The 23,658-nt window shown below is 39.1% G+C and carries 22 protein-coding genes; 18 read left to right on the forward strand and 4 right to left on the reverse strand.

Annotated features, from left to right (window positions below; genetic code table 11):
- Nucleotides 1-648: 648 nt before the first annotated feature.
- From WCM76_00885 to WCM76_00970, 18 genes are all read left to right on the forward strand, one after another.
- Nucleotides 649-2,001: an AMP-binding protein gene (locus tag WCM76_00885; GenBank protein MEI6764161.1), complete on the forward strand. Its 1,353-nt coding sequence runs from the start codon at nucleotides 649-651 to the stop codon at nucleotides 1,999-2,001.
- Nucleotides 1,986-2,639 (forward strand): GNAT family N-acetyltransferase, encoded by a 654-nt coding sequence (locus WCM76_00890; GenBank protein ID MEI6764162.1) that lies wholly within the window; start codon nucleotides 1,986-1,988, stop codon nucleotides 2,637-2,639. The genes WCM76_00885 and WCM76_00890 overlap by 16 nt, the downstream gene beginning before the upstream one ends.
- A gap of 6 nt (nucleotides 2,640-2,645) precedes the next feature.
- Complete coding sequence (locus tag WCM76_00895) at nucleotides 2,646-2,888, forward strand: acyl carrier protein (protein ID MEI6764163.1); 243 nt, start codon at nucleotides 2,646-2,648, stop codon at nucleotides 2,886-2,888.
- A 61-nt stretch (nucleotides 2,889-2,949) separates the two neighbouring features.
- Nucleotides 2,950-4,386, forward strand: a complete 1,437-nt coding sequence (locus tag WCM76_00900; protein ID MEI6764164.1) for an MBOAT family O-acyltransferase — start codon at nucleotides 2,950-2,952, stop codon at nucleotides 4,384-4,386.
- A gap of 2 nt (nucleotides 4,387-4,388) precedes the next feature.
- Complete coding sequence (locus WCM76_00905) at nucleotides 4,389-5,312, forward strand: hypothetical protein (protein MEI6764165.1); 924 nt, start codon at nucleotides 4,389-4,391, stop codon at nucleotides 5,310-5,312.
- An 88-nt stretch (nucleotides 5,313-5,400) separates the two neighbouring features.
- Entirely contained in the window at nucleotides 5,401-6,249 is an 849-nt protein-coding gene (locus tag WCM76_00910) for an ABC transporter permease (protein ID MEI6764166.1), read from the forward strand.
- 71 nt (nucleotides 6,250-6,320) lie between these two features.
- The gene (locus WCM76_00915; GenBank protein ID MEI6764167.1) at nucleotides 6,321-6,725 is read left to right on the forward strand and encodes a four helix bundle protein; all 405 of its coding nucleotides are present in this window, start codon (nucleotides 6,321-6,323) and stop codon (nucleotides 6,723-6,725) included.
- The gene (locus tag WCM76_00920; GenBank protein ID MEI6764168.1) at nucleotides 6,712-7,962 is read left to right on the forward strand and encodes a polysaccharide ABC transporter ATP-binding protein; all 1,251 of its coding nucleotides are present in this window, start codon (nucleotides 6,712-6,714) and stop codon (nucleotides 7,960-7,962) included. Before WCM76_00915 ends, WCM76_00920 begins: the two co-directional genes overlap by 14 nt.
- A gap of 156 nt (nucleotides 7,963-8,118) precedes the next feature.
- Nucleotides 8,119-8,727, forward strand: coding sequence for a hypothetical protein (locus WCM76_00925; protein MEI6764169.1), 609 nt, complete (start codon nucleotides 8,119-8,121; stop codon nucleotides 8,725-8,727).
- Nucleotides 8,728-8,832: 105 nt separating this feature from the next.
- The gene (rffA, locus tag WCM76_00930; GenBank protein ID MEI6764170.1) at nucleotides 8,833-9,963 is read left to right on the forward strand and encodes a dTDP-4-amino-4,6-dideoxygalactose transaminase; all 1,131 of its coding nucleotides are present in this window, start codon (nucleotides 8,833-8,835) and stop codon (nucleotides 9,961-9,963) included.
- Nucleotides 9,953-11,086, forward strand: a complete 1,134-nt coding sequence (locus WCM76_00935) for a hypothetical protein (GenBank protein MEI6764171.1) — start codon at nucleotides 9,953-9,955, stop codon at nucleotides 11,084-11,086. The genes rffA and WCM76_00935 overlap by 11 nt, the downstream gene beginning before the upstream one ends.
- A gap of 56 nt (nucleotides 11,087-11,142) precedes the next feature.
- On the forward strand, nucleotides 11,143-12,255 hold the full coding sequence (locus tag WCM76_00940; protein ID MEI6764172.1) for an FkbM family methyltransferase: 1,113 nt from the start codon (nucleotides 11,143-11,145) through the stop codon (nucleotides 12,253-12,255).
- A gap of 34 nt (nucleotides 12,256-12,289) precedes the next feature.
- A complete protein-coding gene (locus tag WCM76_00945; GenBank protein ID MEI6764173.1) occupies nucleotides 12,290-13,276 on the forward strand; it encodes a hypothetical protein in 987 nt (328 codons plus the stop codon).
- 11 nt (nucleotides 13,277-13,287) lie between these two features.
- Complete coding sequence (locus tag WCM76_00950) at nucleotides 13,288-14,112, forward strand: glycosyltransferase family A protein (protein ID MEI6764174.1); 825 nt, start codon at nucleotides 13,288-13,290, stop codon at nucleotides 14,110-14,112.
- 159 nt (nucleotides 14,113-14,271) lie between these two features.
- Nucleotides 14,272-15,396 carry an acyltransferase gene (locus tag WCM76_00955; GenBank protein MEI6764175.1) on the forward strand — a complete coding sequence of 375 codons (1,125 nt, stop codon included), beginning with the start codon at nucleotides 14,272-14,274 and terminating at the stop codon, nucleotides 15,394-15,396.
- A gap of 166 nt (nucleotides 15,397-15,562) precedes the next feature.
- Entirely contained in the window at nucleotides 15,563-17,200 is a 1,638-nt protein-coding gene (locus WCM76_00960) for an AMP-binding protein (GenBank protein ID MEI6764176.1), read from the forward strand.
- Nucleotides 17,201-17,431 (forward strand): acyl carrier protein, encoded by a 231-nt coding sequence (locus WCM76_00965; protein ID MEI6764177.1) that lies wholly within the window; start codon nucleotides 17,201-17,203, stop codon nucleotides 17,429-17,431.
- Between the two features lie 43 nt (nucleotides 17,432-17,474).
- Nucleotides 17,475-18,905: an MBOAT family O-acyltransferase gene (locus tag WCM76_00970; protein ID MEI6764178.1), complete on the forward strand. Its 1,431-nt coding sequence runs from the start codon at nucleotides 17,475-17,477 to the stop codon at nucleotides 18,903-18,905.
- A 129-nt stretch (nucleotides 18,906-19,034) separates the two neighbouring features.
- Here the strand turns inward: WCM76_00970 and WCM76_00975 are convergent, their stop codons facing one another.
- Genes WCM76_00975 through WCM76_00990 form a run of 4 tightly spaced genes read right to left on the reverse strand, consistent with a single transcriptional unit; the run spans nucleotide 19,035 to nucleotide 23,629 of the window.
- On the reverse strand, nucleotides 19,035-20,063 hold the full coding sequence (locus WCM76_00975; GenBank protein MEI6764179.1) for a hypothetical protein: 1,029 nt from the start codon (nucleotides 20,061-20,063) through the stop codon (nucleotides 19,035-19,037).
- A 35-nt stretch (nucleotides 20,064-20,098) separates the two neighbouring features.
- Entirely contained in the window at nucleotides 20,099-21,388 is a 1,290-nt protein-coding gene (locus WCM76_00980) for a hypothetical protein (protein MEI6764180.1), read from the reverse strand.
- An 11-nt stretch (nucleotides 21,389-21,399) separates the two neighbouring features.
- The gene (gene wecB / locus WCM76_00985; GenBank protein MEI6764181.1) at nucleotides 21,400-22,515 is read right to left on the reverse strand and encodes a UDP-N-acetylglucosamine 2-epimerase (non-hydrolyzing); all 1,116 of its coding nucleotides are present in this window, start codon (nucleotides 22,513-22,515) and stop codon (nucleotides 21,400-21,402) included.
- A 43-nt stretch (nucleotides 22,516-22,558) separates the two neighbouring features.
- Nucleotides 22,559-23,629 carry a glycosyltransferase family 61 protein gene (locus WCM76_00990; GenBank protein MEI6764182.1) on the reverse strand — a complete coding sequence of 357 codons (1,071 nt, stop codon included), beginning with the start codon at nucleotides 23,627-23,629 and terminating at the stop codon, nucleotides 22,559-22,561.
- Nucleotides 23,630-23,658: the final 29 nt, after the last annotated feature.

Raw genomic sequence — 23,658 nt, forward strand, 5'->3', positions numbered from 1 at the left:
GAAGCCGGGCTTATGCTTCGGCTTCTTTCAAACTTTTACCGGACAACAGTGAAAAAAATATTTTATCACCAATTATTTTCGAGGCCGGCTCAATATGTATTTCTGTAGTATATGAATTTCTAAGCCTTAAAAAGGGGAAAAAATAAATAATATTCGACCATGCTTGTATGATTCCTTATCCACCTTTACCTAGATTTTGAGTTGGGCACAGTGCGAAAATTTACAATTACAAATCTATTCGTTTTTAATAATAATGGTGTGCAACCAAATAACAATGTCAACGTTCAATGCAAACAATGAAAACATCGATTACCGCTGCTGAGAATATGTTGAAGCACAATCTGCCGTGCGGTAATAATGGGATTTTGAATACCAAAGAAGGTCACTGTGAGATAAAGTCCAAGTGATGCGAGCAATACATCTAAAAAAATATAGTACTTTTGCCATCAAATGCCGACCATAAAGGATTATATCATGTCAACTAGCAATTCTTTTACAAATCAAATTATAAATCCGTTTCTCTATTCACTTTTACATTTTAGAGAAAGAAATGCGTTCTGTATTAACGAAATATTTTATGAATACGGAAAGTTTGGAGACTGTATAAACAGAATCCGGACATCAGTAAAGCTTGTTGATGCTGAGAGGGTGTATTTCGGACTAGTGGTCAATGATGATCTTGAGACTTATGCTTCCATTTTTGCTTTATGGCTCGAAGGGAAAGCATATGTACCCTTGCATCCACATCAGCCTATTGACCGCAGCACCGAAATTCTGTCGCAAATGGCAATCAATACGGTGTTAGATTCATCCATAGCGTCTGATTTTTCGGCTTATACACTAATTGAAACTTCGAAACTGCCCGACAATGGAACGCAAATTGAGGGATTTTCGGAAACTAGCGACAGCGGCATTGCCTATATACTTTTTACCTCCGGAAGTACCGGAAAGCCCAAAGGCGTTGAAATATCAAGGGGAAATCTTGGGGCATTCACAGATTCTTTCTGGACCACCGGTATCAATTTGACTGAAAATGACCGCTGTTTACAGTGTTTTGATCTAACTTTCGATGTATCTATTCAGTCTTTTCTGACGCCTCTTCTTAGGGGTGCGTGTGTTTATACCATTCCTCATAATCAGATAAAATACAGTTATGTATATGGATTGCTCACGGACCATAACCTGACATTTGGTGCGATGGCGCCGTCAATGCTCAGGTTCCTGAGGCCTTATTTTGATGAGATCGAAGCACCGGATATGAAGGCTTGTATTTTAACTGCCGAAGCTTCGCCCGCTGATCTGGCCATGGAATGGTATCAATGCATCCCCAATGCCGACATCTATGATCTATACGGGCCAACAGAAGCAACCATCTATTGTACCTGCTACAAAGTGGAAAAAAGCGGTGTAAACAAGACGCTCAATGGAATGTTGTCTATTGGGAATCCCTTGAAAAACGTCACTGCGATCATTGTTGATGAAGATGAAAAATTACTTCCGCGTGGCGAAAAGGGAGAATTGTGTGTTTCAGGCGGGCACATCAGTCCGGGATACTGGAATGATCCCGAAAAAACCCAGCGGGCCTTTTTCGTGAAGGAGATAGAAGGGGTCCTTCACAGGTTTTACCGAACGGGCGATGTATGCTATTATGATGCGGATGGTTTATTAATGCTGTATGGCCGGATTGATTCCCAGGTAAAAATTCAGGGTTACCGGGTTGAGTTGGGCGAAATAGAATTTCACGCAAGGTATTTCCTTAATGGAAATAATGTGGTGGTACTTCCATTTATCAATGATAGCGGCAATACTGAATTGGCTCTGTTCATTGAAATGGTATCGGCCGACACTGCTGCTCTGATGGATTATTTAAAGCAAAAACTACCGTTTTACATGATTCCTACAAAGATTATTTTCGAGCCCCAGTTCCTGCTGAATTCAAACAGTAAGGTTGATAAGCTTAAGTTGAAAGAAAAACTCAGTTCATTATGTCAGAATACATAATACGGCGGGCAATTCTTGCCGATATTGACTTTTTAGTTGAAACGATTATTGAGGCTGAAAAAAGCGGCACTGAAGTATTAACATATTCTACGATATTTGGATTAAGTTATGATGAAACAAAGAGGGCTATAGATTCAATGCTTCGTGAAGATATCGAAGGCTGTGAATTATCGATGTCGGGATTTGCCATCGCCGAAAAAAATAATGAGATTGCCGCTGCTATGTGTGCTTGGGTAGAGGGAGCAGAGGGAATTTCATCAACAATACTCAAAGGCAACCTGCTGGGATTCGTCTTGCCGGCAGAAGCCCTTATCAAAGCAAGAAGTGTAAGCCATATTGTTGCACCACTTACCATTGAGTTTACACCCGGATCATTGTGTATAGGGTTAGTTTATGTGAACGCTATGCATCGGGGAAAAAATTTAGTAAACGAATTGTTGCAGTTTCACATCCAGAAGGCGGTTGCAACACATTCTATTTCAGATGTTTGCATACAGGTTTTTGCCAATAACGTTGCCGCCATCAAAGCCTATAGCAAGGTTGGATTCGAATATACCCGCGTTTGTGAGGTATTAACTGAAGGTATTGATAAACTCCTGCCCTCCGGAAAAAAAGTATTAATGACTAAATTTATCTAGGCCAAAATGGAAAAAGAAATAATAGTTAGCAAACTTACAGCGATTTTCAGGGATATTTTCAATAATGAGAATCTGGTGCTTACCCGCGAAATGACAGCCAATGATGTTGAAGACTGGAGCTCGCTTACACACGTTTTAATGATAAAACAGGTTGAGTCCGTTTTTGCAATTAAGATATCACTTAAAGAATTGAACAAACTGAAAAATGTGGGCGTGCTGATAGATCTTATTGAATCAAAGACGCTGTAAATAGTAAATTCCAGATAAGATAAACTCCAAGCTTAACGGGAACAGAACATTAACCTAAACTATGACTTTTACATCACTTCATTTTTTATTATTCTTTCCGGCAGTAGTAATTATTTATTACCTGCTCCCTCAAAAGGTCAGATGGGGCTTCCTCCTTATCGCGAGCTACTTTTTTTATATCAATATTAAACCGGTATACGCGATTTTGCTTGCCGGAGTAACTCTTACAACATATTTATTTACCCGGCTAATCGACCGCGCCAAAAGCGAAAGAAATAAAAAAAGGTTGCTGATAGCTGATGTTGTGCTTACCCTGTTTCCGCTGTTCTTTTTCAAATATTTTAGCATGGTTAATCATACGATAATTGCCATGCTTCAGCAGGTCGGGATCCACTGGCTCCTGCCAGATATAACGTTCATATTGCCGGTAGGTATCTCATTTTATACATTCATGGCCATAGGCTATGCTATTGATGTTTATAATGAGGACGTTACCGTGGAAAAGAATCTTGCTGTGGTTGCGTTGTTTTTATCATTCTTTCCTGTCGTTTTATCGGGGCCCATTGAACGGGCCGGCAATATGCTGAGCCAGTTCAGGGCCCGGCTCAACTTTAATTATCCTCTTGCCGTAAAAGGACTGAAGCTGATGTTGTGGGGTTATTTTATGAAGTTGGTAATCGCCGATAGGATTGCGATTTATACTGAACAGGTATTTCGGAGTGTTGATTTGCAGCCCGGCACTTCGCTACTTATGGCGACAATACTTTACCCGGTACAGGTATACGGTGATCTGGGCGGATATTCTCTGATCGCCATTGGCTGTGCGAATATTATGGGAATAAACGTGATCCAGAATTTCAATCGCCCGTTTTTTGCCACAACCATGTCGAAATTCTGGCAGCGTTGGCATATATCCCTGATAAGCTGGCTGACTGATTATGTGTTCACACCATTATCATACAGCTTCAGGAGTTTTAAGATAAGCGGAATCATGATGGCACTTATGCTTACGTTTATTATTTCTGGCATCTGGCATGGTGCCCAGACTACTTTTATAATCTGGGGCGCGATTCAGGGTGCAGTGCTGAGTTTTGAAGCCCTTACGATGAAACGACGCTCGTTGTTTGAAAAAAAATTCGGGTTGAAGGATAAGTGGTGGTACCTTTTGTTAAATACCGCAATTATTTATATGCTCTTTGCTTTTTCCTTGCTATTTGGTGGAGCTGTGGGTTCGATCTCAAAGACCATCACCGTTTTTGTAAAAGTTTTCACCGATTTCCGCCATCCTTATGTTGACAGGGAAACGCTGGTCTATGCATTTATCGGGATTTTCATTTTATTTATCTCTGAAATCAGAGATGAATATTTCCCGGGGAAATTTAAAATTTACGATAGTAAACATATAGCAGTACGGTGGCCGGCATACCTGCTTACACTGGCAATTATTGTTTTTGCTGGAGTATATTCCGGCAGTAAATTCATCTATTTTCAGTTTTAATCATGATGAAACATTTTGTTTTTCGGATCGCACTTTTTTCATTATTTGCACTGATGCTGTTTACCGGCATATACCTGTTGTCGGATCAGATGATCAATCTCCGTAAAAAGCACTTTTTCAAAGTGAATAAAAATGTAAATATTGTTTTTGCTGGAGATTCCAATATAGCCTGTTCTGTGAACGACAGCCTGATTCCTCACTCGGTTAATCTGGCTAGTAATGGGGAAACCTATATGTACACGTATTACAAATTAAAAAATCTGTTTGAATACAATCCTCAGATAAAAACAGTTTTTCTCAATTACACGTATTCTAATATTGATATTGCTTCCGAAACTTATTTTTTATATTCAAAAGAACATCTTACCGACAAGAATTCATCATTCAATTATCTATTGGGTCAGAATGAAAAACACTTATTATTTTTCCATAATCCCCTGGGTTATATTTTGTCTCTTCAGTTAGCCGTTCAAAAGAATATTACACGAATCTGTAAAACATTTACTGGCAGCAATCAAGACATACGAGATTATAATTTTGGTCGGTATTATTTTTTGGATAGACACAAAGTGGATGAAGACATATACCATTGTTTCTTCCGCGAATGGACCTTCACAAAATCAGACATACAATTGTATTATCTCAAAATGATATCAGATTTATGTAAGGAGCACTCTGTTCTGCTTGTTCTTCTGAAACCGCCAGCACATCCCTTCAACAAGTATTTTCTTGTACAAGAAATGAAACGAAGTTGGACGATTATTCAGAAAGAACAATTGAAAGACTCCCTCCTTGATTTTACGACCCTGCCAATACCCGATTCATGCTACAGTGATTTGGCGCACCTAAATTATAAGGGCGCACGCATTTTTTCTAAGCAGTTAAATGCGGTTATAGAATCCAATAAAAGGGTAGTGAAACCTTGAAAAGCAGATTGATTGTTGGCGGGCAGCATTAGTACCGGAATTTATTTGTCTGTTTTCCGTATTTTTGCACTTAATTGAAGATTGACCTATGATGAAGGAAACTGAATGGACCGAAGTAATCAGACCTAAAAAAGGTCTGTTTGACTTACGTCTGAAAGATTTATGGCGCTATCGCGACCTACTGGTGCTCTTGGTGAGAAGAGATTTTGTCGCGACCTATAAACAAACGGTGCTCGGACCGATATGGTATTTTTTGCAACCCGTTCTTACCACTCTTATGATGTTCGTGGTGTTTACTAAAATTGCCAAAATCCCTACAGATGGTCTGCCGCCCATTTTGTTCTACATGATTGGAAATGTGGCCTGGAGTTATTTTTCTGTTTGCCTCACGAAAACATCTAATACATTTATTATCAATGCCGGAATTTTCGGAAAAGTATATTTCCCGCGACTTATTATTCCGCTGTCAACAGTCATTTCAAGTCTTATTGCCTTTTTAACACAAATGATTCTTTTTATAGCACTGTTGATTTACTACCATTTTAATGGATTCAGCATGCATTTTGACGCATCTCTGGCATTAGTTCCTTACTTCATTCTTTTGATGGCGCTGCTTGGTCTCGGACTGGGAATTATCTTTTCTTCTCTGACAACCAAGTACCGCGACCTCGCGCTTCTCCTTACTTTTGGGGTGCAACTATTTATGTATGCAACACCGGTCATCTATTCCGTTTCATCTATTGGCGGAAACCTTCGCAGGGTTATCATGCTGAATCCGCTCACTTCAATCATAGAAGGATTTCGTCACGCATTTCTCGGAACCGGACTTCTCGATTTTCACCTGATTTTATATTCAACTATTTTTACACTAGTAGTGCTTTGTATTGGTGTATTGATGTTTAACAGGGTAGAGCAGAGTTTTATGGATACTGTTTAGGGGTAAGGGATTGGTGAACGATGGAAGTGAATAGACAAATGAGTATTGGAAGTAACTATTGAATCTGTCAGATGACTCATAAAATAAGTAGTTTTAAAGACTTGGAGGATTGGAAACACTCACACGAATTAGTGTTGAGCCTTTACTCCATTTCTTCAGGTTTTCCTAAAAATGAAGAATTCAGAATCACAAATCAGTTACTACGCGCAGGTATTTCAATTCCAACAAATATTGCGGAGGGCGCAGGAAGATTCTCAAACAAAGAGTACATTCATTTTCTCGTCATCGCACGAGGATCTGTAGAAGAAGTAAAATACTTGGTTTTCCTGGCAAAGGAATTACATTATATACCGGAAGAAAAATATCTGGAACTGGATTTGGGCATTAATCAAATAGGCAAAATGCTGAATGGCTTAATCTGCAGCCTCAGAAATCAACCCCCAACCCCCAACCCCCAACCCCATGAAAATAATTGAACTCGAAAATATAAGCAAGCAATACCGTCTGGGGCTGGTAAGCAGCAGAACCGTTGCCGGTGATCTGAACCGATTCTGGGCGCGTATTAGGGGTAAAGAAGATCCAACATTGAAAATTGGTGTTGGTAATACACTTGATGTGAACGACGGCGAGTATGTTTGGGCACTGAAAGATATTAACATGGCGGTTGCCGAAGGTGAAGTGTTGGGCATCATCGGAAAAAATGGCGCTGGAAAATCAACGCTGCTCAAAATACTATCAAAAGTAACGACTCCAACGACCGGCCTTATTAAGATAAAAGGACGCATCGCGAGTTTGCTGGAAGTGGGAACGGGATTTCACCCAGAGCTTACCGGCAGAGAGAATATTTTTCTGAACGGTGCCATTCTAGGGATGACTAAAAGAGAAATCAGAACAAAGTTCGATGAAATCGTAGAGTTCTCCGGCGTTGGAAAATATATAGATACTCCTGTTAAACGCTACAGCAGCGGTATGTATGTTCGCCTAGCCTTTGCTGTTGCAGCACATCTTGAACCCGAAATTCTTATTGTTGATGAAGTGCTTGCTGTAGGTGATGCCGACTTTCAAAAAAAATGTCTTGGCAAGATGAAAGACGTAGCCGGCGAAGGCCGAACAGTCCTTTTTGTAAGTCACAATATGACTGCCGTAAGGTCATTATGTAAAAACGCAATATTGCTCAAACAGGGCATGGTTGAAGCAACCGGCACTGCTGACGATATGGTGGACCATTATTTGAAGTTAGGAACGGGCAATCTGGTTAAAAATATCAGTTACGATAACCCGGACGTAGCGCCTGGCAATGAGAATATCAGGATAAAAACTGTAAATGTCAGCCCTGATGATATTGCTGTTGACAAGGAGGTAACCCTCACTTTTGAGTTCTGGAATATGCAGCAGGAGCAAAAAATAAAGATCGCATTTGACTTGCTGAATTTGCACGAGCAAATCGTTTTTGGCTCTGCGACAGATGTGAGCGTAGACTTCGAGAAAAAAGGCAAGACTGTTTGTACCATCCCTGCCAATCTGTTAAATGACGATATTTATTCGGTCAACCTTTTCTTCTTCACTGAAGGGATGCGTCCACTGTATATGAATAAAGAAATATTATCATTTGAGGTGCGCGATATTCAGCGGGATTATGCGTATTTCGGGAAAGTGAACGGGATTGTGAGGCCGCAGCTTAAATGGGCCGTATCAGGAGAAAATGAAAAATAATAGCGTAAGGTAAGGAATAGTTATATCATGGAAAACCAATACATAAGCGATCTAGATTCAAAAAGATTTGGGTTTAAAATTGCCAAGGTCAATGATTACACAGAGACACCGTTAAATATTATTCAGGAATTACGAAATGATGGTGTAAAGCTTGTTATGTCTAAGATAAATCTATCGGAACTTAAATTGATTAATGAACTGGAGGATATTGGTTTCAGGATCATGGATAGTCAGGTGACCTATACTTACAAACTTGCAAATTTTAAGACGAATTGCGGAAACATTTTCAAGAATCCAGTTACGGTTAGATCGTTTATCCCGGAGGATCTGGAATCGGTGGTTGCTATACTTGAAGAATCGTTTAAAAATTACGGACATTATTTTGCAGATGAGCGGCTGGGGAAAAAGGAATGTCTTGATATTTATACTGACTGGGGGAGGCGTAGTTGCCTCGACAGTTCGGTAGCAGATATTGTTTTTGTGGCCGAAGATCAGAATCGGGTTGCAGGCATGCTGTCATTTAAAAAATATCGAAAGGATGATAAGGTATACGCTGCAGGCGGACTTGGTGCCGTGTCGTCCTTTTTCCGTGGCCGTGATGTGTTCAAGCAAATAGCGGTAAAGGGGCTTGAATGGGGAATGGAAAATAAATTTGACTGGGTGGAACATAATGTCCTTACAACAAATTTTCCGGTAAACGGAGCGTTCTCTTCGCTTGGATTTAAGGTCAGCAATTCATTCATAACTATGCATTGTTGGTTGTAGTATTAAACAGTTATGGAGCATGGTACTATTTCTAAAAATTGAGAATAATGCATTTCTGCAGTTGTAGAGCTAATCGCAGAAAATTTATAATCTGAAAAGTGTATTATGATACCTTTCAACAAACCATATTTGACCGGACTTGAAACGGCATATATTGAACAAGCAGTTAGATCGGGTAAGATCTCAGGTAATGGCATGTTCACCCAAAAATGCCAGCAATTTTTTCAGGAAAAATACGGGTTTAATAAATGTCTGCTTACCACTTCGTGTACCGATGCGCTTGAAATGGCCGCCTTGCTGCTGGATATAAAAGCAGGCGATGAGGTGATCATGCCTTCATATACATTTGTATCAACAGCCGTGGCCTTTGTAAGACAGGGCGCAACAATAGTTTTTGCCGACAGCCGCAGCGATCATCCTGGTATTGACGAAGAAGGCATTGAGGCATTGATTACATCAAAAACGAAAGCCATTGTAGTGGTTCATTATGCCGGCGCCGCCTGCGATATGGACAAAGTGATGGCCATCGCTGAAAAGTTCAAACTTTGGGTAGTTGAAGATGCAGCGCAGGCAATCGACTCATTTTATAAAGGCAAACCGCTTGGCGGGATAGGGCACTTGGGTTGTTTCTCCTTTCACGAAACAAAAAACCTGCAATGCGGCGAAGGCGGCATGTTAGTTATTAATCACAAAGAATTTGAAAAACGTGCTGAAATAATATGGGAGAAGGGAACCAACCGTGCTGAATTTTTCAGAGGCGAAGTAAATAAATACGGATGGGTGGATATAGGCTCATCATTCCTCCCTTCGGAAATTGTTGCCGCATTTTTATGGGCGCAACTGGAAAAACTTGAAGATATTCAGTTGAAAAGGAAAGCAATATGGAAAAGGTATGATGATAGTTTAAGAAAGTGGGCTCAGGATTCGAAAATACAGTTGCCGTTTATACCAGAATATGCTACGAATAATGCTCATATGTTTTACGCTGTTTGCCGGGATATTGAACAACGTTCAGACTTTATAGCCAAATTAAAAGAAAAGGGCATATATTCCGTATTTCATTACCTTAGCCTTCATACAAGTCCATTTTATCTTAACAAACATGATGGCCGACGTCTGCTCCGTTGCGACAAATATGCCGACACGCTGGTCCGTATGCCGCTTTTTTATGAACTTAGTAATGAAGATCTGAGTTTGATTATTGATGTTACAACAGGAATGACATATGGCCGCTAAAAGGAAGGTCCTTTTTTTAACTTCAGAGTTCTGGCAGGGAGGAGCCCAGCGGCATCTCTACGAGATCGATAAAGCGCTGGACAGGGACAGGTATACTAAATCTATTCTCTCACTCAGGGGACTGGGTACGAATCAAAGTTGGGACGACCACTATTATTCGAAGCACCTTGAACTTGGAACGGAGATTTTTTTTCTGGAACAGGTCAATACAATTAGAATACCGACAATTAATGAGCGAATTAAGCGCGCGGTACTTGGGCGCAAACTTCCGCCAGAGCGGGAATCATTATTACAGTTCCTCAATAGTTATGATGTGATTCTTTGTATCGGAGAATACACGTATCCTCATATTGAACGCTGGATCACTGATGAAATAAAAGCGAAATGTCATATCGCAATTGTCAACTCAATTGTTCAAGTGCCCGAGAATTATGATCGCTATAATAAATCGCAAAAGTATAATTTCATCTCAGGCTTTCAAAAAGAAGAAGTGGCGTTTGAACTGAACGGCTTTACAAATTTCGGACATTCGTTTTTTCCGCTTTCAATTGCCTGCAATCACGAAAAAGCTTTGTGGAAGCCACATACCACAGGTTCGAAACGGATTGGTATTTTCACCCGTCTGACGCCAAATAAACCGATAGATCTTTTTTTGTTTGCCCTGCATCTACTCAAAGATAAAGTAACGGATATTGTTCTTAACGTCTATGGGAATGGCGATCCTGTTGCGTTAGGATTTACCAGAAGCGTAGAATACCTTGCGCTTAATAAAAACGTAGTATTTAAAGGGCATCAGGCAGATTTAACCGAAACCGCGCTCAGAGACGATCTTGATTTAGTTTGGTTTCATGGATATCATGCAACGCCGGGAGGTTTTGCAAGTTTCGACCTTTCAAGTATAGGTATTCCCCAGATTTTTTGGAACTTCACACCCGATTCCGGGGAGGCAGATCAAGATGTATTTCCGATGTATTCAAATCTTAAGGATTTTGTGGAAGACTCGTATAAGATATTGCAGAACCCTCAATATGCATCGGATTTGGGACAGAGGCAATTTGATTACATCACTGAAAAAAGAAATATCAGAAAAAATGTCTTTTTGCTTGAGGCCATACTCGGGTAATAATTAATTGGGATGGGATCAATCTTTGAAGATTACTAATAATTAACAACAATAACATGACAGCATTTACTGCAGAACTGGTCAAAAGTATCATTACGAACAGCAATAATAAATACGAAACACACCAGGATGGCTGGTTTGTGAGTCACAATTATTTTATAAGGGAAAAGCAGGCGGCCGGTAATTTTTGGGATAAACAGATTCAGAAGCGAACATCAAAATACTACACAAGTAAAAATTCTGTTGAGAATACGCTTTACGGACTGTTCAGGCAGGCGACAGATATTGCAGCATACGAATATCTGTATAATGTCCTTGGGGATGACTACTCAAAAAAAAGATTAATAGAAGTAGTTACTTTCAGGATTATGGGACCAAAATATTTTCGTTTGAGCCTTGAAAATGAAGCATACAATAATTTTCATGTTGAATTGAATGCACTTCAGGATAAAAATCAGACACTAGAGGTAAAGTATAATAACTGGAAATTATATTTATACGAGTTTGTTTTCTATAATAAACCTGTGAAATGTTATTTCACAACTATGGGTATTGTTACAATATTTAAAGTGGAACAGTATGCTTATAAACCCCAATCCATTGCAGTAGAAGATAATGATGTAGTGATTGACGGGGGCGCCTGTTGGGGAGATACAGCACTATATTTTGCCAACAAAGCAGAAAACACAAAGGTTTTCGCATTTGAGTTTGTGCCATCCAACATTGAGCTTTTCAATAAAAATATTGCATTAAACCAAAATACCAATATTGAATTGGTAAATCTTGCGCTTTCGGGTGAATCCGGGAAAAGTTATAATATCATTGACAATGGTGCTTCAAGTTATTTTACGGAAGAAAAGACTGACAACAGCATAACCATCAGTACTACTTCAATTGATGATTTTGTGGACACTCATAAGGTTACAAAACTTGATTTTATTAAACTGGATATCGAGGGTGCCGAGCTGGACACATTAAAAGGTGCAATAAACTCAATAAAAAAATTCAGACCAAAACTCGCGGTGGCCGTGTATCATAATCCGGTTGATTTTTATGAAATTCCGGAGTTCATTATAAAACTTAATCTGGGATATGAACTGTATCTTGACCATTTCACACCAAATAATACAGAAACAATACTCTTTGCAAAAGTTAAAGATGCAAAATGATGTTAACGACTGACCGATATAAGAACGGAGATCGATGGGGATTTATAAAAAAATAACTGGTAAGCTGGGGCGCATAGCAAGCCGGCTTAAGCAATTTGCAATTGTAGCTGCGTATAATGGTATCCGAAGGCCATGGTCTGCGATGCGTTTTACGCGCCGACTGTCAGAGCATAATGCAGATCCAGCCTATCTTACAAAATACAGTGATGTTACCAGAGATATTGAGATACTTGATCGGGATTTCGATTTGGAAGAGGTGGTTTTTGCATGCTATTTCACAAAAAGAATCGATCCGCAGTCGGGTATACTGCGATCCATTCCCGATATAAATTATATTAGTCCATGGTACAAGAGCATTAAAAAGCTTGAAATAAACGGCATCATTATACATGATGGGATTGATGAGGATTTCATTAAGCAATATGAAACCGATAAAATTCAGTTCAGAAAGTATACCGCAGGTAAATATGCAATCTTTGATGAAAGATGGATGCTTTATTACCTGTTCATCTCAAAGACAAACATCCGGCGGGCGTTTTGCACCGATATTAGCGATGTTTATATTACGGCTGATCCCTTTGTTCAGTTCAATAAAGATGAGGTTTTCTACATTGGGCGCGACAACGCTAATAAGATCAGACAGTCAGGATGGATGCTCGCAGAAATAGATATTTATATGAAAAATTCAGGATTTACACCTCCTGCATCTTTCTATTTTCAGCCATTGTATAATGTTGGTATTGCTGGAGGAAGCCGCAAAATAATGCTATTCTTTTTATCAAAGGTAATTGAGTATATCCTGCTCACAGAAACAGAACGCTACAAAGAAATGACGATTTTCAACCTTGTGATCCATAAATATTTTTATCCTAAACTGAAATATAGCGACAAAGAGCCGGTTTTCACGGATCCGGAAAATGACCAGGCCGCGTCAAACGCCCATTTGTTTTCAGGTTTTCCGCTTAACAGCGCGTTTAAAAAATTTGACAATGACTCTAAAGCTGTTTTTATACACAAATAGTTTGCAAAAAAATGAATCATAATGCATCACCGCATATAACTGTTATTATCCCGTGCTACAACCACGGCACTTTTCTTCCTGAAACATTGGCATCAGTTATGTCACAAGATTATCGGCCTTTTGATGTTATCATTATCAATGATGGCTCAACAGACGAAACAACACTGAAGGTACTTGGGCAACTAGCCACACAGGAGCGTATCACGGTGTTAAATATTGAAAATGGCGGACCCAGCATTGCGCGTAATCAGGCACTAAAAAATGCAAAAGGGGAGTACCTTGCTCTGATTGATGCCGATGACAGGATGCTCCCGGGCTTTCTCTCATCCTCGGTACGCAGCATACTTAAGCTCCCGGAAGCGGCAGTTGTTTATGGCAATTATCGCCACTTTGGTGAGAAAAATAATTTGATGGTGCAACAGGCATTTGATATCACCAGACAGCTAATGTACAATCAGATTGCCTTATGCGTTCTTATGAGAAAACAGGCATTAATTGATGCCTGTGGGTTTGATGAGTACCTTAGTAAGTTAGGCCTCGAAGATTGGGATCTGTGGCTGACATTGTACGAAAAAGGATGGAAATTTATTCATGTTAATGAAATATTGTTTGAAATACGGGTTAATTACGCTAGCCGAACATATGAAGTGGCAAATAGAAATATCGACCATCTAAAATCTTACATTTATAACAAGCATGCAATGCTACTGTCTCAGAATTATTTTAATTTATACCATGAAATCAAAAACATAAAAAAATCATTCGATTTCAGGATTGGCAACTCAATACTTAAAATTCCGCGAATAATTAAGAGGTGGATATGTGGAAAAAAATAGCTAAATAGTAAAAGGAGAATGATTATATTTATTTTCTTTAATAATAATTATATTATTAATAGTTGGAAATTAATTTCAGTAACCCTTTTCAGGTTCCTCAAATAGTTTGAAAATAAAGGTCACTGACAGCTTAATTTATTAATATTTGAAATTATAGTGATGAGTAATATACTGAAAATTGATATTGATGACAACCGAATTTACGGACTCGATATTTTACGATGCCTTGCAATATTATTTGTAGTAGTCGGACATGGGAATCTTCTTCTTCCTAAATCCATTAGCCAATATATAGAGATAATCGTTTTCGACGGGGTTAGTATTTTCTTTGTTTTAAGTGGCTATTTGATTGGAGGTATTTTTACAAAGAATCTGGAAAAGCAGGGTGCATCTTTCCGCTCATTATTTAATTTTTGGAAAAGGAGGTGGTATAGAACACTACCAAACTATTTTCTTATTTTGATTATCCTTACAGCATTGTCGCTGATATTTGCCGATAATATTACCGTGCGAGGTATTAACCGGTATTTTTTCTTTTCACAGAATCTTTATTATGCTCATCCAAGTTGGTTTTTCCCCGAAGCCTGGAGCTTGAGTGTAGAAGAGTGGTTTTATCTTCTGATACCAATTTTTATTTTTGGACTAGCGATGCTTAAGGTTTTTAATAACAAGGGATCCATTCTATTTACTGCACTATCAATTTTAGTCGTAGTTACCGCATTCAGAATGTACCGGTTTTACAGCATGAGCGAAATTGGTGTAAATGACTGGGACCTTTTATTTAGGAAACAGGTCTTTACAAGGCTGGATTCACTAATGTATGGAGTAATAGGTGCGTACATTGCTTTTTACAGAAAAGAACTTTGGCTGCGATATAAACTGCCATTATTCCTTTTAGGTATTTCAATTCTTCTTTTTAGTCAGTTTTCTACTCCCAGACTCGGTTTTGTAATGTATACCTATGTTTTCAGTTTTTCTGTTAATTCATTGGCAACCCTGTTCCTGTTGCCATTATTAAGCGATTTAAGTAAGGGAAAGGGGTTGCTTTTTAAAATTGTAACATACATTTCGTTAACGTCGTATTCTATGTATCTAATACACCTTTCGCTAATTCAGAATTGGATATTGAAGAATATTGATATGTCTTCTTTAGCAGAATTGGGCACAATTTTGAAGTATTGTATTTACTGGATTCTAACGATTGTTATGTCAATCCTTATTTACAAATACTATGAGGTTCCAATGACGAAATTAAGGGATAAGTTTGCAATAAAACGTCGGTAGATTAAACTTCTTATCGCATGCAAAATTGTCGCTGTGAATTGATAATAAATATCAAATGTTTAGGATTCAAGAATCTAAGAGTTTATTTTATTATCAATTGAAACGCGGAAAACAAATCGTTGACTTTCAGAAACTGCATACGTTGTATGGTTAAACAAGAAGTTTAATGAAGGACGCAGAATTCTATCCAATCTTCAACATTGGTCACCAATGTTCCCGCGCCCATTGCAATGCAGGACTTGGCGCCGGGAATGCCTTCACCTTTATTGACCATAATTTTCAAAAACAACGATTTACATTCAACCAGCTGGAGGCAAACAGCAACCGCTTTGCAAATGCATTGTCTGACTTGGGCTTTGGCGAAAAAGATATCGTGGTTTCATTCTTACCCAAGTGCCCCGAAACATTTTTTTCCTTTATCGGGATTTTAAAAATAAATGCAATCGCCGGGTCATTGTTTTCAAATTTTGGCGAACAGGCACTCATCGACCGCCTTGGTGATTCCGGAGCGAAGGCTGTAATTACCAAAAAGAGCCTTTATAAAAAGATTGTCCGCATTCGCGAAAAGCTTCCTTCATTAAAATATATTTTTATCACCGACATTGATAAACACATTGATGAAACGGTTTTAAGCTATCGGCAATTAGTCAACAATGCTTCCGATGTTTTTGTTGTTCCTGAAACAGCTCCCGATTGCCCGTCGGTACTGCATTATACATCCGGCTCAACCGGTAAGCCGAAAGGAGTGCAACACCTCCACCGTGCTCTGAATACAATTCGTGAATCAGCCAAAGAAATACTGCAGCTTACTTCCGATGACATTTATTGGTGTACTGCCGATCAGGGCTGGGTTACCGGAACATCATACGGTATTATTGGTCCGTGGAGCCTTGGCGTGAGTCAGATTCATTTTGGCGGAACATACGATGCTGCGGCATGGATGCAGCTCCTGCAGGATGAATCGGTGACAGTGTGGTACACCGCACCCACCGCGCTCCGTATGCTGATGATAGAAGACGAAGAATTATTTAAAAAGTATGACCTGTCAAAACTGAAACATATTTTCAGCGTGGGCGAACCACTCAATCCCGAAATTAATCTTTGGGCACAAAAAGTATTGGGAAAAGAAATTTATGATACCTGGTTTCAGACGGAAACCGGCAGTATTATGATTGCCAACCGCCCCGGGCAAACAATTATTCCCGGATCTATGGGAAAGCCATGGGGCGATATCAATGCCGCTATTTGCGATGATGAGGGCAATGAACTTCCTGTAAGAAAAGCCGGCAATCTCTGCCTCAGGCTCGGTTGGGATTCCATGTTTGCCATGTATCTCAACAATAAAGAGGTTTATGAAAATAAATTCAGAAATGGATTTTATTACTCAGGCGATTTGGCGTATAAAGACGAAAAGGGATATTTCTATTTTATGAGTCGCAATGATGATATCATCAATACTGCCGGGCACCTCATCAGCCCTTTCGAAATTGAAAGTGCGCTGCTCGCAATGGATGAGGTGGCCGAGTCGGCAGTGATTGGTGTCCCGGATGAATTACTCTGGGAGAAAATTATTGCCTTTGTGAACATCAAAAAACAGTTTATCTGGAATGAGGATATTGAATTGAAAATTAGAATATATTTGTCGAATAAGCTCTCCACCATTGCCACACCAAAAGAAATAATCCCGATTGACGTTATTCCTAAAAACAGAAGCGGGAAAATATTACGACGGGTGCTCAAAGCAAAATATCTGGGCGAGGATGCCGGCGATGTATCAACAATGGATGATCAAAACAGTATATAAATGACCACACTCGAAGAACTGAACGCCATTTTTTGCAATGTTTTTGACGACGAAGACATTGTAATATCACGCGAAACTACTGCGAATGATATAGATGGATGGGATTCTCTTTCACACATGAATCTGGTGGTTTCAATAGAAAAGCATTATAAGGTGAAATTCAGTACTGCCGAAATAATGAGCTGGAAAAATGTCGGTCAGATGTTTGAAGCTGTCAATAGTAAATTGTAACACTAAAATCAGCGCACCTTTTAACGATTAAGAATACCGGAAAATGCTTTTTACATCTTTTACGTTTGCGCTGTTTCTAGCGATTGTTTTCGCGGTATATTGGTTTATTTTAGGCAAAAGTCATGTCGCTCAAAATATTTTTCTCGTTTTTACCGGCTATGTCTTTTACGGCTGGTGGGACTGGCAGCTTACGCTACTGCTTTTTCTGGTCAGTATTTCAAATTATTGGTTTGCATTACTGATAGACAGGGCCGATAGCCCTTCCAACAAAGGAATGTTATGGCTCTCACTCATTTTCAATATTGGAATACTGGCATTTTTCAAGTACTTCAACTTTTTTATCGACCCCTTCATCCATGTGCTTTCTTCAATAGGAATAAGCGCTCACCGCGAATCGTTGCGCATTGTTTTGCCAATTGGATTGAGTTTCTATATCTTTCAGGCACTCGGATATTGCGTGGATGTTTATCGAAAGAATGTACAGGCGCAAAAAAATACTGTTGTGTATTTTGCCTTCATGAGTTTTTTTCCTCAGCTTATTGCCGGACCTATTGAGCGTGCCTCGAATATGTTCCCTCAATATTCGGCTAAAAGAGTATTTAATTACGAGATGACCGTTGATGGCCTGCGCCAGGTATTATGGGGTCTTTTTAAAAAGGTTGTAATCGCGAATACTTGTGCCATTTACTCAGATAAAATATTCCAGAATTACGGGCAATATAACGGCATCACACTTTTTACCGGTCTTGTGTTTTATGCCTTCCAGATTTACTGCGATTTCTCGGGATATTCTGATATTGCCATCGGTTCCGGAAAACTTCTGGGAATAAGATTAATGGCGAATTTCAAATATCCGTACTTCTCAAAAAGTATTGCGGATTTCTGGCGCAGCTGGCACATTTCACTTACAAGCTGGTTGCGTGAAATGATATTTACCCCGCTTGTTATAAAAACGCGCGACTGGGGGAAAACCGGTGTAATTTTAGCTGTGTTACTCACGTATTTTATTTGTGGCGTTTGGCATGGAGCAACGCTTAATTATGCTTTTTGGGGAATACTGAACGGCGCCTATTTTATTCCGCAGATAATTTTTCCACCTAAAAAGCGGAAGAAAAACAAATCACTTTCGGTCAGGATTAAATACAGTTTTTTCGATGCGTATCAGATACTGCTCACTTTTTTAATAGTAATGATTGCATGGCTGTTTTTCAGGCTGGAGCATTTTCATGATGCTTTTGCATATCTAAAGGCCACACTGAGCAGGAATTATCTGGCAATTCCCTCTACTTCAATCAGATGTGGTTTGTACATTGCGGTTTTTGTTATCATTGAATGGTTTCAGAAAAAAAAGGAGTTTCCGATGCAGATTGGCAATTTTCCTGCGGCTTTGCGTTGGCTGATTTATCTGTTGCTTACAATAGCTGTTCTTGGTTTTTCTGATACCGAAGTGAAATTCATTTATTTTCAATTTTAAAATAAAGGTAACGCGCACGGTTTCATTAAGTGGTACGAAATGTAATCTCATGAAATGAAGAAAATAGACAATATCTGAAGCTGAAAAAATATCAAAAAGGAGACGAAATTGGCTGCCTTTAAATGCTGGTTAATTTCTGAAAAGAGAGTTCAGCACCTTATTTGCGGAGGTAAGTGCCATTTTCCACAAGTTCAGCTTAAATTCCATCCGTGGAGCCCATGCTACCATCTGGCCGCCAAAGCCCTTTTTAAAGTGACTTATACGGCCCAGAGAGCTATTTTCCTTGATGTATGGGTTGTACCATCCCAGATCAAATATTTTAAATCCTTTTTCGCGTGAGATTTTAATAGCTTCCATAAATGCAGGATGAAGTACCGGCATTTTACCATAGGCTTTGGATGCGCCGAGCCGGTAATAGGCAGTATCACCATGAAAGTGGATAACAATACCGCCATGCAGATTTCCGCTCCTGCCAAAGCTCCCAACCATCATGCCATTGCCTGTTTCCTGAAGATATTTATATGCTTTTGTAAAAACCTGCTTAGGATGGCGAAACGGCAGCCGCGATTTGCGTCGGCGGTACATAAATTCATGGATTACGCCCAATTGGTTCGCTTCTTCGTGTGAAGATATTTGCTGGGCATATATTTTGTGCCTGACCGTTCTTTTTATCGCTCTTAGTGTGCTTTCAGAAACATCAAGTTCAATTTCTTCAATGCTTCTGGTGAGGTCTATCCGTAGGGAAAAGTAAATTTCCCGGTTGTTTTTCTTAATAACCGCCTTGCATTCCTGAGCAATTTGCTTTTGAATTGCCCTTGAGACATCTCCTTCATGCAAACCCAGCTGTATGGTTAGTTGCCCGAATTTCTTTTCATTATAATAATTTCGGATGGCAGTCACACAATCGGCAATCAGGCTGCTATCGGTAACAACGGGACCAAATTGAATCTGTGCCGTATGATGATGCTCAACAATAAAGGCATAGATTACGAGCTTGCCCGCATCGTACCCCAAAAAATAGCAGGGATGGTGATTGGACTGAAAGATACTTGTCCAGTGAGGGTGCTGGTATATGTATGCACTATTCACCTCGTCAAACAGGTTTTCGATTTTTTGCTCCTGCCTGCCGGTGAGTTCATATAGGAATTTGTATTCCATAATTATTTCTGTTTATTTAAATCTGTATCGCATGTCTACAGTTCTTTAAGTATTCCGGCTAATTTTAACGCCTGATTCTCTCTTGAATACTTTTGAATCTCACTAATAGAGCCATTAAAAATTGATTTTTTTTGTGTGATAAAATCAGAAACGAGCCGGTCAAGTAGATTAAATACGTCAGCGGAGTTGTTACAGATAAATCCGGCGTTGGTTCTGATAATCAGGTCGGCAAGAACATCATTATCTGACGGACACAGCAGCACAGCCCTCTTGCACGCAAGATACTCGAATATTTTACTCGAGTGGGTGCCTTTAATATCATTATGAGCCACCATAAGCAGCAGATGTGATTTAAGCTGCATGCTAATCACTTCCTTTTTAGGTAAGCGGTCAAAAATTTCATAGTTTTCTTCAAATCCCAACATTGCCTTTTTCACTTCGAGGGTCCGCTTAGGATCAATGAGTAGTCCCGGAAATCGGATCTTCAGCGTTGCCCGACCTTCATATTTATTAATCACCTTTATGAACCCTTCGAGAAAAACCTCCACTGCCTGTGTAGGGTAAAGGGTACCATTATAGATTACTGAAAATTCAGGGAAGCGTTCCACAGAATCAGCATCGGGATAATCTGCCGGATCGAATCCATTCATTATTACGTGACCCTTTTTTGCAGTAAACTGTGAAATACTCTCCATCCACATCTCTGACACCGAAAGTAGTGTAGACGCGCTTCCTGTCCATTTTTTTTCATTTTTACTTTCAATCGTTAGAACCCATTTCCTTATGCCGCTTGCATTACGATTCCACTGGCTGGTGGTCCATTCATCCCTGTAATCTGCCACCCAGGGAATATGAAATCGTTTGTTTAGTAAATAACAGAATTTGAACAGTATATATGGCTTCCCTGAAGCGAGCATCAGACGAATGTCTGGATCATTATTAATCAGTTTTTTTGAAAAGGAATAGAAATTTCGGAATGGAATAACCGTATTTGTAACATTCTGAAATATTAATTCAATAAGGCTCAGTGTCTTTCGTAAAACATTAAACTTTGATTCGCCAAATTTTACATACAAAGAATCCCTCAGATTTCCACGGTAAGGGAGGTAATAAACTTCATGAGTATCGTATTTTTCGTGCACTATTCCTTTACTTGTGGGTTTTGCCATCTCGCGAAAACTGGAACTTTCATTTTCCCACTTACGTGTAACTATAACAGGATAAAAACCAAACCGGTGAAGATATTTGGCCCATGATGCAATGCGGTAACTTCCGGCAAAATTGCCGGGAGGGAAAAAATAGGTCATTATCAGTATTTTCGTCATGATTCCATGTATTAATCGCCAGAATTAAGATATCTGTCAATAACGGTCATAATCCTTTCAGCGGTATGCCCGTCCCATAATTGTGGAATCCTGCCTTTAACCTCATTGCCGCTGAGTATCTGCAATGCGATATTCAGAACATTGGCCAGGTTGGTGCCAGCAAGATGGTTTGTCCCTACTGTAACAGTAACCGGCCGCTCGGTATTATCACGTACTGTAATGCACTGCACTCCAAGAAAAGTGCTTTCTTCCTGAATGCCACCGCTGTCAGTAATCACAAGACAACTATCCTTTACAAGTGCCATAAAATCAAAATAGCCCAATGGATTAGAAATGATTATTTCGGGAGACATCAACTGCATCAGGCCGAACTTCTCAATATTATGCCTGGTTCGGGGATGAACAGGAAAAACCACCTTCTTTTGCTTACTGATTTCATTCAGAAATTCGACCAAATGATTCAGGTCTTCACGTGAATCAACATTAGAAGGTCTGTGAAACGTAACGGCAATATAATTCTTTGGTGTCAGGTGCAGGTCACTTAATACCTCCGACGCCTCAATTTTTGGCAAGGAATGGACAAGTGTATCAATCATAATATTTCCGGTAAAAAAGACCTTATCTGACGTTGCGCCTTCTTTCATCAAGTTTTCCATACCAGACGGTTCGGAAACGAGCAATAGCCCGGAAATCGCATCTGTAACCAGCCTGTTTATCTCTTCCGGCATGGAGCGGTCGAAGCTGCGCAGACCTGCTTCGACATGTGCAACAGGTATATGTAATTTTACGGCAGCAAGGGTACATGCCATTGTAGAATTTACATCTCCATAAACAATAACGAGTTTTGGTTTTGCTTCATTAAGTACCTTTTCAAATGCCAACATGATACGTGCGGTTTGCTCGGCATGAGAGCCATCTCCTACTTCAAGAAAAAAAGCGGGCTTGGGCATTTCCAGTTCCGTAAAAAACACTTCAGACATGTTGTAATCATAATGCTGCCCTGTGTGGCACAGCAGGTGCTGAATGCGGGGATCGTACTTTAACGATTCTCTGAGCAAAGGAGCTGCTTTAATGAAATTTGGACGAGTGCCAACAACTGAAATTATTGTAAAACTATTTTTATACATGGAAACAGTGGAATTAATAATTTTTAGTATTCTTTATTGGCGATTATTTCCCTAGCAAAGATCTAACAGCATTCTCAAATTTAAACGGGTCTAAAAAAAAGCCCTTTTCCGGATATTTGTTAGTAAAAGGCAAGTCGTTTCCGCAAATAACGTTATAATAACTAATATTGAGCACTGTTGCCAACCAATAATAATGGGAAGACAGTCTGTTTCCGGGAAGAAGTTCCAAAAATCGAAGGCCTGGCTTTGAAAACATAATGTTTGTATTGCCTGCGCCATGAATGCTTATTAAATTTCTTACACCGCTGAATAATTCTATCTGATACTTAAAATCAGCACCTGCGGTATCAATAATTTCAAAGTCGTATTTTTCAAGTATTGGAATAATTTCCGTGAAATTCTCTATAAATCGTCCCGTTTTAATGCTCCTGTTTAAAAAAACATTTCGCTGCGAATTGTTTTCATCTTCTTCAAGAACCAATCTTTTTGTTTTTTTGAAGTATTCTTTGTCATATGGGTATGGTCTGATAAAATAAACCGAATCCGCGGTGATATAATCATGTTTCTTTTGAACGACCCAGTTAAATTTTTTAATAAACGTATTATTCAGAATGTGTTGGAAAAATAAAGTATTAAATGTTTTTTCACCTATGATTACAGGCAATTTTTCTGCATCTGGAATTTTTTCAAAAAGCCAAATTTTATGAAGCACATCGGAGAAAAAGTGAAAATAATTTGTCCCGACCTGTCCGTCAAAAATTATTACAGAATTATACTTCTTCTTCTTTTTAAATTTCGAAAATAGATATCGAGGGACAGACGGCTTCAGCGCAGGATAAAATGCACCTGAAAGTATAATTCTATTGAAATCAGTAATACTATAGGTATAATCAGGTTCAATTATTATTTTTTTTGTAAGGTGTTTGATATACTCAGAATGAAGCCATTTTTTATTGTCGAAAATAAACGAATTATTTATTTTATCATCAATAAACTCAGGATGTTCGTTTTCAAATGGCTTTCCATCACGATTGAAGAGCGTTTCATAAGCAAAATCATCTGAATATTTCCAAAAGTGGTCAATAATTTTCTTAATCTTCTCTTTAATATTCATTATTGATTTATTAATAATAGATGTGCAAA

This window comes from Bacteroidota bacterium, from assembly GCA_037133915.1.
GTDB lineage: Bacteria > Bacteroidota > Bacteroidia > Bacteroidales > CAIWKO01 > JBAXND01.